15 protein-coding genes are annotated in these 15,049 nt (G+C 67.9%); 7 read left to right on the top strand and 8 right to left on the bottom strand.

All coding sequences use genetic code 11. The features are described 5' to 3' along the window. Positions 1-14 precede the first annotated feature (14 nt). From AB0H43_RS02355 to folP, 6 genes are all read right to left on the bottom strand, one after another. On the bottom strand, positions 15-1,163 hold the full coding sequence (locus tag AB0H43_RS02355) for an NADH-quinone oxidoreductase subunit D (protein WP_359995138.1): 1,149 nt from the start codon (positions 1,161-1,163) through the stop codon (positions 15-17). Positions 1,164-1,386: 223 nt separating this feature from the next. Further along, the gene (locus AB0H43_RS02350; protein WP_359995135.1) at positions 1,387-2,631 is read right to left on the bottom strand and encodes an ABC transporter permease; all 1,245 of its coding nucleotides are present in this window, start codon (positions 2,629-2,631) and stop codon (positions 1,387-1,389) included. Between the two features lie 217 nt (positions 2,632-2,848). Further along, positions 2,849-3,376 (bottom strand): DUF3180 domain-containing protein, encoded by a 528-nt coding sequence (locus AB0H43_RS02345; protein WP_359995132.1) that lies wholly within the window; start codon positions 3,374-3,376, stop codon positions 2,849-2,851. A 19-nt stretch (positions 3,377-3,395) separates the two neighbouring features. Further along, the gene (gene folK / locus AB0H43_RS02340; RefSeq protein WP_359995129.1) at positions 3,396-3,917 is read right to left on the bottom strand and encodes a 2-amino-4-hydroxy-6-hydroxymethyldihydropteridine diphosphokinase; all 522 of its coding nucleotides are present in this window, start codon (positions 3,915-3,917) and stop codon (positions 3,396-3,398) included. After that, a complete protein-coding gene (gene folB / locus AB0H43_RS02335; protein ID WP_359995764.1) occupies positions 3,914-4,285 on the bottom strand; it encodes a dihydroneopterin aldolase in 372 nt (123 codons plus the stop codon). Before folB ends, folK begins: the two co-directional genes overlap by 4 nt. Next, positions 4,270-5,085 (bottom strand): dihydropteroate synthase, encoded by an 816-nt coding sequence (gene folP, locus AB0H43_RS02330; RefSeq protein WP_359995761.1) that lies wholly within the window; start codon positions 5,083-5,085, stop codon positions 4,270-4,272. Before folP ends, folB begins: the two co-directional genes overlap by 16 nt. A gap of 297 nt (positions 5,086-5,382) precedes the next feature. On the opposite strand from folP, the gene AB0H43_RS02325 reads away from it, so the two are divergent. Genes AB0H43_RS02325 through AB0H43_RS02295 form a run of 7 tightly spaced genes read left to right on the top strand, consistent with a single transcriptional unit; the run spans position 5,383 to position 13,213 of the window. Beyond that, positions 5,383-5,658: a hypothetical protein gene (locus AB0H43_RS02325; RefSeq protein ID WP_359995760.1), complete on the top strand. Its 276-nt coding sequence runs from the start codon at positions 5,383-5,385 to the stop codon at positions 5,656-5,658. Positions 5,659-5,667: 9 nt separating this feature from the next. Beyond that, positions 5,668-6,030, top strand: coding sequence for a hypothetical protein (locus tag AB0H43_RS02320; RefSeq protein ID WP_359995127.1), 363 nt, complete (start codon positions 5,668-5,670; stop codon positions 6,028-6,030). Positions 6,031-6,071: 41 nt separating this feature from the next. Next, on the top strand, positions 6,072-9,056 hold the full coding sequence (locus tag AB0H43_RS02315; protein WP_359995757.1) for an ATP-binding protein: 2,985 nt from the start codon (positions 6,072-6,074) through the stop codon (positions 9,054-9,056). Between the two features lie 4 nt (positions 9,057-9,060). Further along, positions 9,061-10,911: an MFS transporter gene (locus tag AB0H43_RS02310; RefSeq protein WP_359995124.1), complete on the top strand. Its 1,851-nt coding sequence runs from the start codon at positions 9,061-9,063 to the stop codon at positions 10,909-10,911. Positions 10,912-10,913: 2 nt separating this feature from the next. Beyond that, positions 10,914-11,456 carry a hypothetical protein gene (locus AB0H43_RS02305; RefSeq protein ID WP_359995121.1) on the top strand — a complete coding sequence of 181 codons (543 nt, stop codon included), beginning with the start codon at positions 10,914-10,916 and terminating at the stop codon, positions 11,454-11,456. Next, positions 11,453-12,604 (top strand): M23 family metallopeptidase, encoded by a 1,152-nt coding sequence (locus tag AB0H43_RS02300; protein WP_359995118.1) that lies wholly within the window; start codon positions 11,453-11,455, stop codon positions 12,602-12,604. The genes AB0H43_RS02305 and AB0H43_RS02300 overlap by 4 nt, the downstream gene beginning before the upstream one ends. A gap of 18 nt (positions 12,605-12,622) precedes the next feature. Beyond that, positions 12,623-13,213 (top strand): hypothetical protein, encoded by a 591-nt coding sequence (locus AB0H43_RS02295; protein ID WP_359995115.1) that lies wholly within the window; start codon positions 12,623-12,625, stop codon positions 13,211-13,213. On the opposite strand, the gene AB0H43_RS02290 is transcribed toward AB0H43_RS02295, so the two are convergent. Together AB0H43_RS02290 and AB0H43_RS02285 are read right to left on the bottom strand one after the other, a co-directional pair. Further along, positions 13,191-13,694 carry a hypothetical protein gene (locus tag AB0H43_RS02290; RefSeq protein WP_359995112.1) on the bottom strand — a complete coding sequence of 168 codons (504 nt, stop codon included), beginning with the start codon at positions 13,692-13,694 and terminating at the stop codon, positions 13,191-13,193. The genes AB0H43_RS02295 and AB0H43_RS02290 overlap by 23 nt on opposite strands. Positions 13,695-13,934: 240 nt before the next feature. Then, on the bottom strand, positions 13,935-15,011 hold the full coding sequence (locus tag AB0H43_RS02285) for a S8 family serine peptidase (RefSeq protein WP_359995109.1): 1,077 nt from the start codon (positions 15,009-15,011) through the stop codon (positions 13,935-13,937). Between the last annotated feature and the right edge of the window lie 38 nt (positions 15,012-15,049).

Here is a 15,049-nt window from a genome sequence, read left to right as displayed (position 1 = left end):
TACTTGTCGCGGCCTTACTTGTCGACGTCGCCCACGACGAAGAACATCGAGCCGAGGATCGCCACCAGATCCGGGATCAGGCAGCCGGGGAGCAGCGTCGACAGCGCCTGCACATTGGCGTACGAGGCGGTCCGCAGCTTCATCCGCCACGGCGTCTTCTCGCCCCGGGACACCAGGTAGTAGCCGTTGACGCCGAGCGGATTCTCCGTCCAGGCGTAGGTGTGGCCCTCGGGCGCCTTCACCACCTTGGGCAGCCGCACGTTCACCGGGCCCGACGTGCGGTCGAACCGGTCCAGGCACTGTTCGGCCAGGTCGAGCGAGACGTAGACCTGATCCAGCAGGACCTCGAACCGGGCATGGCAGTCGCCCGCCGTCCGCGTCACCACCGGCACGTCCAGCTGGTCGTACGCGAGATAGGGGTCGTCGCGCCGCAGGTCGAAGTCCAGTCCGCTGGCCCGGCCGACCGGACCGGAAGCCCCGTACGCCGCGGCCTGCTCGGCCGTGAGCACCCCCACGCCGACCGTACGCGCCATGAAGATCTCGTTCTTGCGGATCAGCGCGTCGAGATCCGGCATGCGACGGCGTACGTCGTCGATCGCCTGCCGCGCCCGCCGGGACCAGCCCGCCGGGACCTCCTCCTTCACCCCGCCGACCCGGTTGAACATGTAGTGCATGCGACCGCCGGACACTTCCTCCATGACGACCTGGAGAACCTCCCGCTCGCGGAAGGCGTAGAAGACCGGACTGATCGCGCCCAGCTCCAGCGGATAAGAGCCCAGGAACATGAGGTGACTGAGGACTCGGTTCAACTCGGCGAGCGCCATACGCAGCCAGACCGCCCGCTCCGGAACCTCGATGCCCATCAGCCGCTCGACGGCGAGGACGACACCGAGTTCGTTGGAGAACGCGCTGAGCCAGTCGTGCCGGTTCGCCAGCACGATGATCTGGCGGTAGTCGCGTACCTCGAAGAGCTTCTCGGCTCCCCGATGCATGTAGCCGATGATCGGCTCGGCGGTGACCACACGCTCGCCGTCCACCGTGAGCTTCAGCCGCAGCACACCGTGCGTCGAAGGGTGCTGGGGGCCGATGTTGAGGATCATGTCCTCGGTCTCGATCCCCGTCCCCGTGCCGACCGTCAGCTCGCGCAGGCCCGACTCCGTCATGCGCTGAGCCTACTCACCTACGCCTGCTGCCGGGTCGTGCGGCGGCGCGGTTAGGACGCTGGATCAGGCTTCCGGGTCGAATCTTGCGTCAAGATTCGGCCGAGATCCCTGATCCAGCGCACAAGGAACCAGCGCAAGGATCCAGCGCACAAGGAACCAGCGCAAGGATCCAGCGCACAAGGATCCGGCGGGTAGAGAGCAGGTGGCGCGGGCCGGGGGTGGGCTAGCGGCCGGCGCCCCAGCGGTCGTCCTGCCACGGGTCGGGCCGGTTGACCGTGGGCTGCGTCGGCAGCGCCGACGACCAGGACCCGGTATCCGCACCGCCCCAGCCGGTGCCGCCGGTCCAGGTGGAGGCGGCCTCCGACGTCCACGATTCCTCGTCGGGGGCCAGCAGCGGCTTGCCGAACGTCTCGACGAGCCGCGTGACGACGAGCCCGGCCGCGACGGTGACCGCGGCGACGGCGTACGGCGAGAGCCGCCAGTCGCCGGCCTCGCCGAGCCGGATGACCAGGGAGACTACGACGGTCGCGAGGACGGTGCCGAAGACGCCTCCACGCCGGCCGAAGGCGCTCACTCCGCCGACGAGCGCGACCCCGATGGCGAGACCGGTCCAGTCGAGTCCGACCTCGGGCCGGACGCTGCTGTTCAAACCGGCGACGAGGATGCCGGCGACGGCGGCCAGCACCGTCGAGCCGACGATCGCGCCGCCGGTGACCAGGGCGGCGAAGAAGCCGCGGCGGGCGGCGGGATCGCCGACCGGGCGGAACCGGCCGACTCCCCGGCGCAACGGCCGGATGGCACACAACGCGGCGCCGAGGATCGAGGCGGCCGCGAAGCCGCCGAAGTAGTACCAGGACCGGTCGGTCGGGTCGAACTCGCCCGCCACCGTGATCGGGGTGGCGTGCTTCTGGATCCAGACGATCACGACCAGCGCTCCGGCGAGGCTCGCCGCCCATCCCGGCACGTGGAAGCCGACCACGAGGACGGCGATCACCAGCCCGATCAGCGCCGCCAGGCCCACGATCTTGGGGCCGGCCGCGCTCACGCCGTCGCTGCCCTGCTCGGCGAAGGAGAGCGCGGCGGCGACGGCCACCGGCCCGACCGCCAGGTTGGGGGCGGCCGCGCGCAGGGACGCCGCGGCGCCGAACGCCAGCAGGCCGAGCGCGGCGGCGAAGACGACGAGTTCGCGCAGGTTCTGCCCGCTCACCGCGGACTTGTGCTGGCTGTAGAGCAGGAAGGCGAGGACGCCCGCCCCGATCAGCAGGATCGCCTCCCAGGCGAAGTGCACCGCCATGCGATCGCGGCCGGGGTCGCCGTGCGCCGGGTCGTCGAAGATGTCGTCGAGGGGCCCGGACGAGGCCCGGACCGGCGGAATCGACCCGGTCGACGTCGACGTGCGGAAGTCGGGCTCCTCACGAAAACCCGGCTCGCCGCGAAATCGCGTCTGGTCGCCGTCGTCGTAGGGCATCGGGGCCGCCTCCATCGGGTCCGGCCGCGGGGGCGGCCGTCGAGCGGCCGTCATGGCCGCAGGCGGCCGTGGAGTGCGGGCCGCCACAGGCTGCGAACCTACCGGGTGAGCGGCGTTCGCAAAAGCCCCTGGAGCGGGTCCGATTCCCGATCGAAGAAGCTGGGAGCGCTGCGCCGCCATACCCCGTGTGGCCGACGCGCCGAACCCGAACGGTGGATCAGGCGGGCGACCGCCGGCCGGGCTCGTCGCTGCGGCCGTTCTCCCCGTTCCGCTCGTCCTTGTCGTCCGGCTGCTTCGGGACCCGGCAGCAGTGCTCCAGCCAGAGCGCCGCCGCGACGAGCATCAGCGAACCGATGAGCGCCCCGATCGCCGGCGGCATGTTGTGCTGCGAGTGGGCCAACTCGTTCCGCATGACGAACACGAGCACCAAGCCGCCCAGGACGCCCGCGAAGATCGATCCCGCGAGCGAGGAAGCCTTGGCCAGCACGACGTATCGGGCGACCGCGAGCGGCTCCACGGGCGGTCGCCCCGGCTTCCGCGCGATCCGGGCCCGGGTGTTGTTCGCCAGAACCGCCTCGAACAGGGCGAGGCCGGCGAGGGTCACCGCCGAAACCCAGGGAACGTCCCGGGCGAACGTCTCGTACCAGTTGCTGGTCAGAAACCACGTCACCGCCGCCGCGACCAGCCCTGCCACGACCAGCGTCGCCGGGTTGGTCGGCCGCAGCGATGGCTTCGGCTCGGTCATCCCCGTCCCCTTCCGTCCGCTACGACTCTAGCGAGATCTCCGGCCGAGCCGTCATCGCCAACACGTCGGAGGCCACCGGCTCGGTGCGGATGAGGTCGTACACCCACCCGTGACCGGGCAGGCTCGCGTACGGCTGGATCTCCAGCCACGGCCGCAGCACGAAAGCGCGCAGGTGGGCGCGGGGGTGCGGAAGAGTCAGCTCGGGCCGGTCGCTCAGGACCGGCTCACCCTCCGCGGTGGTCGCGGTGATCAAATCGACATCAAGGGTACGCGGACCGAAGCGACGGCTCGGGTCACGTTCTCGACGGGCATCCCGCTCGAGCTGCTGCGCCACCGACAGCCATTCGTCGACGCCGCGCCCCTCCTCCCCGACGAGCGCCACCGCGTTGAAGTACGCGGGCTGCTCGGTGTCGCCCCAGGGCGGCGTCTCGTAGACCCCGCTGACCAGCAGCAGGCTGTCGCCGAGACCGCGTACGGCCTGGCGCAGGTGTTCCTCCCGATCGCCCAGGTTGCTGCCCAGGCTCAGCACGACCGTGATCACTTCTCGGTACGCCGTCGGCTCAAAGTGACGCTGACATCGGCGAACGCGTGCGGGATCGGGGCCTGCGGCTTGTGGACGGTGACGGTGGCGGCGGTGACCCGCTCGTCGGTCAGACAGGCGTCGAGCAGCCGGCCGGCCAGCGTCTCGATCAGATTCACCGGTTCGCCGCCGATGATCGCCACCAGCGCGTCGGCGAGTTCGCCATAGTGGACCGTGTCGGCCACGTCGTCGCTGGCCGCCGCCTTGCTCAGGTCGAGCTCCAGGCGTACGTCGACGACGAAGTCCTGGCCCTGCTCGCGTTCGAAGTCGAAGACGCCGTGCCGGCCGAAGGCCCGCAGCCCGGTCAGCTCGATCACGCGGCACCCCAGGTCAGCCGAGGTTCCCCGGACGCACGCCAGACCGCGAGCGCGTCGACGGTCGCGCGCACGTCGTGGACGCGTACGCCCCACACCCCCGCGGCGACGGCCAGCACGCTGGTCGCCAGCGTGGCCGCCTCCCGATCGCCGGTCGGCCGGGGAACGCCGTCGGGACCGGCGAGCAGGGCGCCGAGGTAGCTCTTCCGGCTGGCCCCGAACAGCACCGGGAACCCCAGATCGAGCAGAGCCGGCAGATTCCTGGTCAGCGCCCAGTTGTGCGCAGGGCGTTTGGCGAAGCCGAGCCCGGGATCGAGGATGATCTGCTCCGGGCGTACGCCGGCCGCCACCGCCTCGTCCACGCGTTCGCGCAGCTCAGCGCGTACCTCGGCGACCACGTCGGTGTAGACCGCGAGGTCCTGCATCCGCTCCGAGTGCCCACGCCAGTGCATGATCACGTACGGGCAGCCGGCGTCGGCGATCACTTTGGCCATCGCCGGATCGGCCAGTCCACCGGAGACGTCGTTGACGACACTCGCTCCGGCCGCCAACGCCGCCGCGGCGACGGCCGCTCGGGTGGTGTCGATACTCGTTGGCACATTCTGTGCCGAAAGCGCGCGGATGACCGGGACAACTCGACCGATTTCAGTCTCTGCATCTATGCGGGCGGCACCCGGTCGAGTGGACTCTCCACCTACATCAATGATCTGCGCTCCGTCACCGACGAGAGACGAACCGTGGTCGACGGCGGCGTCGAAATTTTCGTAGCGACCGCCATCCGAAAAGGAATCGGGCGTCACGTTGAGGACACCCATGACCACGGGCGGTGACCATTTGCGGTCGATCGGCAGCACGACCTCACCCTACTCGGGCGCATGAACTGGCCACGGCGAGTGCCGGGCACACGCTTGTAAGCGGCCGGGGAGCCCCGTACGCTTCCCTATTGAACCTCGCGGTGAGGTGCAAAAATGGACAAAATTGCGAGACACGCCGGTCCCCGCACACAGGGTCCGTGCTCAACCGGTCCGAGGCTGAAAAGCTGAACGGACCGGCTGACGACTCGCATCGGGGAGGGACGCACGATGATCGCCACAGGGCTCGCCCACGCGGCGATGCACCACGTCAGCTCCATGATGGAGCTGGCTCCGTCGCCGAGCCCCGGCGGCCAAGGCGTCAACACCGACAAGGTCCTCGGGTTCTTCGTCAAGAACATCGTGCCGATCCTGCTGGCGGCACTCGGCGTGATCTTCATCGGCCGAGCCGGCAAGGGCGAGATGTCCAAAGTGATGACGAGCTCGGCGATCGCGATCGTCGGCCTGTTGTTCATCGCCGGCGCCGGCGCCTTCTTCTTCTTCGGCGAATACCTCGTCAACCTCATCTTCGGGTGACCCGGCACGATGAGGCTGCGCACCGACGATGACATCTACCGGGCCCGCCTGGTCTATCTCGGCCCGCCCGGCTACACCCTCCCGGTTCAGCTGCCCTACGCGCAATACGGCCTGTTCATCCTGCTGGTCCCCCTCTACATGGGTCTGCACTTCCTGCTGACCCAGTCGGTCGACGCCTTCCCGGCGTGGGAGATCGCCCTGGCCATGGTCACGACGTCCTACATCTTCCGCCACGTCGATCCGGATCGGCCGGCCCGTCTGGTCATCCGGACCGCACTCACCGACTGGCGGCGGTCCCGCGAGGCGGCCCACGAGAACACCGAGCCGCGCATCGTCGCCCGCCGCATCGTCGTCCGGAGGTCGATCACGTGACCACCGACGAGCTCGACGACACCGTCCTCTCCGGAGAGATCGTGGAAGAGCCCGCAAACGATCCCGGCCCGGCCACCCCGGCGCCGCGGGCCGCAAGCGATGTCGAGTCGCCGTTCCTCAACCTCTTCGATCCCGACGCACCCAGCCCGGCCGCGGTCTCGGTCCTCCGCCGCAGCGAACTGCCCCCCGGCCGCCCGCCGGTGTCCTCTCCCCCCGCGCAGGCGCGGCCCACTCAGTCGGCCTCACCGGCGACGTCCAACCCCCCGGGCCGCCCACCGACTCAGGTCCCTGCGCTGGGCGTATCACCGAAAGCTCTGGAGCGTGACCGGCACGCGGACGATTCGCGCCGGGAGGCACGCCCGGCCGTTTCCACGGCCGAGACCAGGAAGAAGCCTGGACCCGCGCGAACCGGTGCCCCCGAGCGCAGGTCAGAGCCCGCGCCTTCGGCGAAGAAGCGCTCGGGTGGGAGTCAGGTACCACGGCCGAAGACGGAGAAGGTGCGCAGCGCAGCGGTCGAGCTGGCGCTGACCGAGATCGCGGGGCACCTGACGTTCACGCAGCACGCCGTGACGGCGTGGTACTGGGTGCCCGAGGTCCGCTGGGCGTTCCGGCCGGACCCCGAGCGCGAGGCGCTGATCGACGCGATCGCCGAGCAGTACGCCGGTCTCGCGGGCTTCCGCCTGCACATTCGACGGACCTCGCGGCCGTTCCCGGCGGCCGAATGGGCCCGCCAGATCGACCGCCTGACGCCGCGGCCGTTGCCCGGCGTGGCCGGTGCGACCTCGTGGGGCGACCACCTCGTGGCGGCGCAGAAGCACCTCGTGGGCTCCAACCACGCCGAAGGCCGGACCTACCTGGGCGTGACCTTCGCCCGCCGGAGCCTCGGCGACTCGTTCTCCGGGCGGTTGCTGCGTGCGTTCGGCAAGGGCAGCACGCTGTCCGAACGGTCCAAACTGGAGCGTAGTGTCGAGCAGTTCGACGAGGTGCTGGGCGCGTTCGGCATGCGGGGCCGCCGGGCCACCGCCGAGGAGCTGGAATGGCTGCTCTATCGGTCGGTCGCGCTCTGCATGGACCCGCCGACCCACATCGGCGCCGTCGGCCACGGCCACTGGGACACCGGTGATCTGCTCGCCCTCACCGAGGAGATCGAACGCTACCGCGCGCCCTACGGGTCGAGCGTCAAACTCGTCAACCGGCTCACCGGCGAGGAGAAGCACGTCGCCGTGCTCACCGTCGGACGCATGGAGCCACTGGACATCCCCGAGCGGCACGAGCCGTGGCTGCACTTCCACGAGCGGCTGCCGTATCCGATGGAGATCTCCAGCCGGATCGACATCCTCGGCCAGTCCGACAGCTTCCGGAACCTCGAACAGCGCCTGCGCATGATCCGCTCGCAGCAGCTGGACTACCTCGAGCACGGCATGGACGCCCCGCCGGAACTGGAACGGCTCGCGAAGCGGGCCCTGGTCATCGGCGACGAGATGACCACCGGACTGCCGGTCGACTCGGCACGCGCGCACGGTTGGCATCGCCTCGCCGTGGCCGGCTCCTCCCGTGAGGAATGCCTGGAACGCGTACGCCGAGTCACCCAGCTCTACAGCCGCGAGATGCGCATCGCCCTGCAGCACCCCAAGCAGCAGGAGCAGCTCGTCCGCGAGTTCATCCCGGGCGAGCCGATCGCCAACTCCGGCTACCTGCGCCGGATGCCGGTCAAGCTGCTCGCGGCAGCGCTGCCGCAGGCGGCGTCCACCGTCGGCGACCACCGCGGCGACCTCATCGGGCGGACAGCGGGCACCTCCCGCCGCCCGGTCTTCCTCGACCTGCACTTCCCGATGGAGGTACGCGAACGCTCCGGCCTCGGCGTGTTCGTCGCCGAACCCGGCGGTGGCAAATCGACCCTGCTCGGCGCGCTCGGCTACCTGGCCGCCCGCCGCGGCGTACGCGTGACGCTCCTCGACCCGAGCGGCCCGCTCGCGCGGCTCACCGCGATGCCAGAACTGCGCCCGTACTCCCGCGTCATCAACCTGACCGGTTCGGAGCAGGGCACCCTCGCCCCGTACGCACTGATCCCGACGCCCTCCCGGGACGAGTTCCCGGCCGGGATGGACGGCGACCGCGAATACGACATCGCCGTGTCGAACGCCCGGGCCGAACGCCGCATGCTCGTCCAGGACATCGCGTCGATGCTGGTCCCGCCACAGGTCGCCCGGGAAGCCTCAACCGCCACCCTGCTGCGGCACGCCGTGCGTACCATCCCCGCCGAAGAAAGCTCCACGCTGGACGACGTCGTCGAATGCCTCCGCGGCCTGGACGGCGGCGAAGGCCGCGAACTGGCGAACCTGCTCCTCGACACCGCCGAGATGCCGCTCGCCCTGCTCTTCTTCGGCGCACCACCGGCCGGGCTCCTCGGCTCCGACGCGGCCCTCACCGTCATCACGATGGCCGGCCTCCGGCTGCCCGACCTCAAGATCGAACGCGAATACTGGTCGGCGGAAGAAGCCCTGGCGCTGCCGATGCTCCACACCGCACACCGGCTCGCCGTACGCCGCTGCTACTCCGGCGACATGCACCAGCGCAAACTCGTCGGCCTGGACGAGGCACACTTCATGGAAGGCTGGCGGTCCGGCCGCTCCTTCCTCGTACGCCTCGCCCGCGACTCCCGCAAATGGAACCTCGCCGCCCTGGTCGCCTCCCAGAACCCGAAAGACATCCTCGGACTGGACGTCCAGAACCTCGTCTCCACCGTCTTCGTCGGCCGCATCGCCGAAGACACCGAGATCGCCTCCGAAGCGCTGCGGCTGCTACGCGTACCGACCGACGTGGGCTACGAGGCAGTCCTAGCCGGACTATCCGCAGCCGACGGGGCATCCTCCGCGCGCCTCGGCTACCGCGAATTCGTTGTCCGAGACGTGGACGGACGAGTGCAGAAGATACGTGTGGACGTCTCCTACGTGGAGGGGCTGCTCAGTGCGCTCGACACCACGCCGCTCGGCGACCCCGCTGCCGCACCTGCCCAGGCGGGGTGACCCGATGCGGCGACTCGTCTACGGGGTGCTCGCCACCCTGGTTCTCGGGATCGGCACGCTCTTCGGTACGCCCGCAGTCGCGGGACCTTCGACGGTGGTCGCCGCCGCCCCCGGCGAACCCGCCTGCTCGCTGGAGGAATGGCAGAAGTACCCCCTCCAGACCTGCATCGACCGGCTGCAGGACGTGGCGGCGTCCCGGGCGCAGTGCCTCCAAGCACCCACGCCGGAAGCGCCGGACAACGGGATGGCTGGGTGGTTCCTCAGCAAACCCACCTGGAATGACGATGCGAGCATCGGCCTTGGCCTTTACAGCTCCTACGGATACGCCGGGTACGACTACACGACCTACGACATCGGATGCGCTCAAACCTTGATGCATCCCGATTACAAGTTCGAGAACACCGTCGCTAACGGCGAGTTCATGCTGGCCAGCGGAATCGTCGGTGCTTCCAACGCTCTCCGCGAGCGCGCGTGGGACCCAGGCCAGATGTGGGGCTGGGCCGATCCGCTGGTGAAGAACGCGACTCAGGCCATCTACTCGAAGGTCTTCTCCGTCTTCGGCATCATCACCCTCGGGGTTGTTGGTCTCTACCTGATCTGGCGGTCGAGGAACGCCAACATGTCGGGAGCCATGACCACCGCCGGATGGGCGATCTTCGTCATGGTCGCCGTAACAGCGATCGCAGCCTGGCCCGTGCACTCGGCGAACCTCGCCGACCAGGCGCTCACGAGTACCCTCGGTGTCGTCCATGACGCGGTGGGACCGTCATCCACCACCCACGTGCCTGAGCGATGCAAGGGGAAGGTCAACGAGACCCCTGACTGCACCGACAACCGGCCGCCCGCCGTCAGGTCTAGCGACACGGCGACGGAGACGTTGCTTTACCGGAACTGGGTACGCGGCGCGCTCGGTTCCGCTGACAGCGAGACGGCGTTGAAGTACGGCCCAGCGCTTTACGATGCAAAGTCACTAACCTGGGGAGACGTTTCTGCTCTTCAGAGGGAGACCGACCCCGTTAAGCGCGCGCAAGACCGCGACGAACTCATCCGTGCTAAGCAGCAGAACTGGATGAAGGTTGCGGAGCAGATTCGCACCGAAGACCCCGACGCCTACGAGTACCTCCGCGGCACCAAGGGCATGGAACGCATCGGCGCCGGCTTCGTCGCAATCCTCTCGGCCATCTCCTTCGCGATCTTCGACATTGTCGCGTCGATCCTGGTCCTGCTGGGCTTCTTGATCTTCCGGTGGGCCGTGATCGCCGCTCCGGCACTGGGCACGGTCGGCCTCCTGCGCCCGGCCAGCGCCGGCCTTCGGCGCCTCGCCGGCTCGGTGCTCGCCGCTGTCTTCAACATCGCGATCTTCGGCACCGGAGCGGCGGTCTACCTGTCTGCGGTGGATCTGATCATGAGCACCCCCAGCCTGCCCGGCTGGCTGCAGGTTGTGCTGATGCTCCTTTGCGGCATCGTGGCGTGGATCCTGCTCCGCCCGTATCGGCGGGTGACGCAGCTCGGCGGCAGCACGCCGTCGAACGGATGGGCCCGCGCCCTCGTCCGGCCAGCAGCCGCAACAGCAGCAGCAACGGCTGCGGGTGGCGCCGCGGCCGGTGCAGCCGTCGCGATCGCCGGACGGCCCGAGACGCGACCCGACTCGCCCGGCGAGACACGCCCGGTGGTCACCGAGACCATTCAGCGCGAACTCGTTCGCAGCGAGGCTCTGCCGGAGCAGCGCCGCTGGTCGGACCCGAATCTTCCCGAGGCCGCGCCGAGCCAGGCCCTCTACCGGCCTGACGCCGCCCGCGACTCCGCGTCGGAGCCGAGCTCCGCCAGGCCGGTGGTGAGAGCAGAGGCGAGATAGTCATGCGCGCGGTGCTCACCGGTATCCTCCGTTCTCGGGTAGGCGTCGCCCTGGTTCTCGCCGCGATCGTGGCTCTCTTGGTGGGTGCTGCGCGTCTCTTCGGCGACAAGGCGTCGCATTCTGGCTGGGCACCGGACTCGGTCGGCCAGAGTGGCGTGGAGATCACCACGACGAAGAGCTACGGTCCGGACGACGGCGTGGTGTCCGCCATGCCGACAGTCAGCCCCAGCGTCGCCAAAGGCGCTGCGCCGCCGACCCAAGTGGCCTCGGCGTTCGCGGCAAGCTGGCTTGAACGGACGCGCTCGGCCGACAAGTGGCTGGACGCACTCCGACCGCACTGCACTCAGCAGCTGATCGACCAGCTCAAGGATGTGGATCCCGGCGCCGTCCCGGCCAGCAAGGTCACCGGGGACGTGGCACTTGTGATCTACTCCGAGTCCGCCGCCCAAGCGAGCATTCCACTCGATAGTGGACGCTTGGTGCTCCGCCTCGTGGGACCCGCTGGACACTGGTTTGTCGACGGCGTCGACTGGGAGCGGACATGAGCAGCGACGGGCCGGACCCTGCGGTCCTCGACGCTCAGGAGCACGAAACACTTCGCGGCCGTCGCCGGCGTCCGCGCCCAGCGCTCTGGATCGCCTTGGTCGCAACGCTCGTCCTCCTCTGCTGCGGAGGTGGCCTCGGCGCTTTCACGCTCGATCAGCTCGGCGGCACAAGCGTCGGCAACAACGCGTTCACCTGTGGGCAGAAGGGGGTCATCGACCCCAACAAGCAGATGCCGCGCATCGGGCCTTACGGCGAGGAGCAGATCCGCAACGCGGCCATCATCATCAACGTGGGTCACGAGATGAAGGTCTCACCGCGAGGCTGGATCATCGCAGTGGCGACCGCGATGCAGGAAAGCAGCCTGACGAACCACGGCTTCCTCGGCGAACGCAACGACCACGACTCGCTCGGCCTATTCCAGCAGCGGCCGAGCCAAGGTTGGGGCACGCCGGAACAGATCATGGATCCCCGCTACGCGTCGAAGAAGTTTTATCAGAAGCTCCTCAAGGTGCCGGACTGGGCGACCATTCCGTTGACGGTTGCCGCCCAAGCCGTTCAGCGGTCGGCGTATCCAGATGCTTATGCGAAGCACGAGCCGCTCGCGACGACGATCGTCAACACGCTGGCGGACGGCGCGGGCCTCGCGGCCGCAGCCGCCGCGGACCTGAAGTGCGCCGGGCCTGGAGAAATCGCGGCCTCGGGCTGGACGGTGCCGGTGAAGGCGGGCATCGTCTCCGGGTTCCGAACCGCGGACCGACCCACCCACAACGGCGTCGACCTCGGCGCCTCGCGTTACACGCGTATCCGCGCGGCATCGGCTGGCGTTGTCATCGTCAGCAAGTGCGACGTCGGAAACTGCGACCGCGACGGTTCACCCAGTACCCCGGGTTGCGGCTGGTTCGTCGACATTCTGCACGCTGACCAGGTCATCACGCGGTACTGCCATATGGTCCAACGGCCGTTCGTCTCCGTCGGCGACCGGGTCTCGGCCGGCCAAATCATCGGCCTCGTCGGCACGTCCGGACACTCGTCCGGGCCTCACCTTCATTTTGAAACGCACCTGAACGGCGATCGGTCATTCGCAGGCGGTGTCAATCCGGTGCCGTTCATGGCCGCCCGTGGCGCGCCCCTCGGAGAAGCGCCCTAACCCTGCGGAGTTGCACCCATGACCGAAGCGGACTTCGCCAGCTGGGCCAACGAGCTCTACCGCTGGCCCTCGCCCATCGTGCCGGTTCCGGCCATGAAGTACGCGGGCGAGCTCCGCGGAAAACGCGTGATCGTGGGACTGCCAGGCCATGGCTGGCGCACCGATCTCCGCGCAGACTCACTGGTACGCCAAGAGTCCCGAAGCCTCGTACCGGTGATGCCGGAGGCAGACTGGTATCGCGCTGAGCAAGACCGGATCGAAGTGTTCGCCCCACTGATCCCGGCCGAACGCGTGTGGGTGGAAACAGTCGGCGACGACGGGCCCGACGCAAAGAAGCAAGGCCCCGTCAGCCTCGACGAACCACCAGTACGCCGCGCCATCCGAGCTGAAGAGGTCCCGTATCTCACCGGCCGGCGCCTCGTCGCCATGCCTGAACGATCCGACGATTTCACCGCAGAGCGCGGACTTCGCGCCGTGACCGAGTCCTACGCAGGCAAGGCGCAGGCCCAGGTACGCGTCGCCGCCGAAGGAGACTGGTACCGGTGGGCAGCAACAGGATTGGTGCCGCCCACTCGTGCGGTCTTCCTCAGCCTGCTGTGGGTGGAGTAGCCGACGGCGTGGTGCTTGCGCTGGGGCTTGGCTCTGGAAGCTGCTCGGCTCCGCAGACGCGCCAGCCATCCTGATCCACCATCGTGAACCGCCAATATTGCGTACGACGGTCCGTATGCAGTCCGGAGCCCTGGTTCAGCTGCAGTTCGACATCGACGCGGCGGCCTTCGTCTTCCTCGACGGACTGCGTTATGACGACCCTCGTTGTGACGCCACCAGCGGCCTCTTCACTCTTGAGCTGCTCGCGAAGCGCGGCGATGGCGCCCAACTTTGCCCCGTCCTTGCAGGTAAAGAGTTCAACACGTTGATCGTCGCGACGCACCAAGAATGCATCAACGAAGTTCCTTACCACGACCTTAGACACACTACGATCGATCTTCGTCGCTTGGTCGTACGCCCGAAAGATCATCACGCCACCGCCAATGGCAACGATCGCGATAGCTGCCGACACGATCAACATCGCCCGCTTGAGCCTTCCCATCGCCACATCGGTAGCTTATCCGGGTCTCGAACCGCGATCAGGCCCGCCAGTCAGCCAGAGCAACCTTTCCGGTCAACAGCTCACTCAGGGTAATGTTCGTGATGCCACAACGCCCCTTCAGATCAGCGCTAATACGGCAAAAGGCGTCAAGAGGGCTTCTCTGCCGGGATCCATAATTCGGATGCCTCAAAGCTGTTCTGCATCGACTGACCGGGCGATTCCGAATACCTGCCGTTCGGCTCATCTTTGACGTCGACTTCTAGTAACTAGAGCCGCCGATGCCGCGCCTGCCACGGCCATGAACACAAGGAATACGAGGCCACCCAACGCTAGATACCACGGCTCCCACCTGCCGGAGGAGCCGCCGTCGTTGGTCCCATGCTGGCCAGTCGAAGCCGCAACGGCAGCCGATTCTCCAAGCAGAGGAACGTCTTTCACCAGAGCATCGAGAATATTGACTATGCCATAGCCATAGACATTATCGCGTCCCAGTTCTCCCTTGTCAGTCGCGGTATCGGCGAGTCGATTGACGACATCAGCGGCCGAGATACTGGGAAACTTCGCGCGGATAAGCGCCACAGATCCCGCAACGAGAGCCGTCGCTTGGGACGTACCCGAACCAACGGCGTACCGGCTTCCTGGATAAGTGCTGGAAATGTTATCGCTCGGTGCACACAGGACGGGCGGTGGCACGGTCGCCGAGACTGACGAGTGATTTCCTTGCCTGTCGACGCCGCACACAGCCACGACGCCGGGATACGCCGCAGGATACCTGAGTTCGGTACTTTGGCCCACATTTCCTGCGGCCGCGACCACCACTATGTCGTGCTGAATGGCCAGGTCCACAGCCCGCTTGAGCAGCGGGCTATCAGGCCCACCCGCCGAGATCGAGATTACGTCCACGTTGTGCGCGACCGCCCACTTAATTCCTTCCACGAGTGCGCCAGAGGACGGCGCATCGGTAGTGGTATGGTCATTGATCGGGACAATCGTCGCACCGGGCGCAACGCCCTGAACCCTGCCGTTCCCAACGATAAGACCAGCCATTTGCGTCCCGTGGCCACGAATATCCCGGGTCCCGTCGCCAGTGCTTACCTGACCACCCTCTGTGAAGTCGGCCCCGGAAACCACACGCCCTCTCAAATCGGGATGCGTGGCGTCAACACCGCTGTCGATAATTGCCACCGTCACCCCAGCGCCTGTGGTGACCTTGTGAGCTGCGGCTAGCTTGAGGAAGGATACATACCATTGCCCGCTCGTCAGATCATCAGCACGGGCTATCCCCGGGGTGGCGATCAGCCCAATAAGGACGACCATTGCGGCACCGCACGATCGGACGGTTCGGCTCAACCGTG

Source organism: Hamadaea sp. NPDC050747 (genome assembly GCF_040654195.1).
GTDB lineage: Bacteria > Actinomycetota > Actinomycetes > Mycobacteriales > Micromonosporaceae > Hamadaea.
This window is presented reverse-complemented; position numbering and strand designations above follow the sequence as displayed.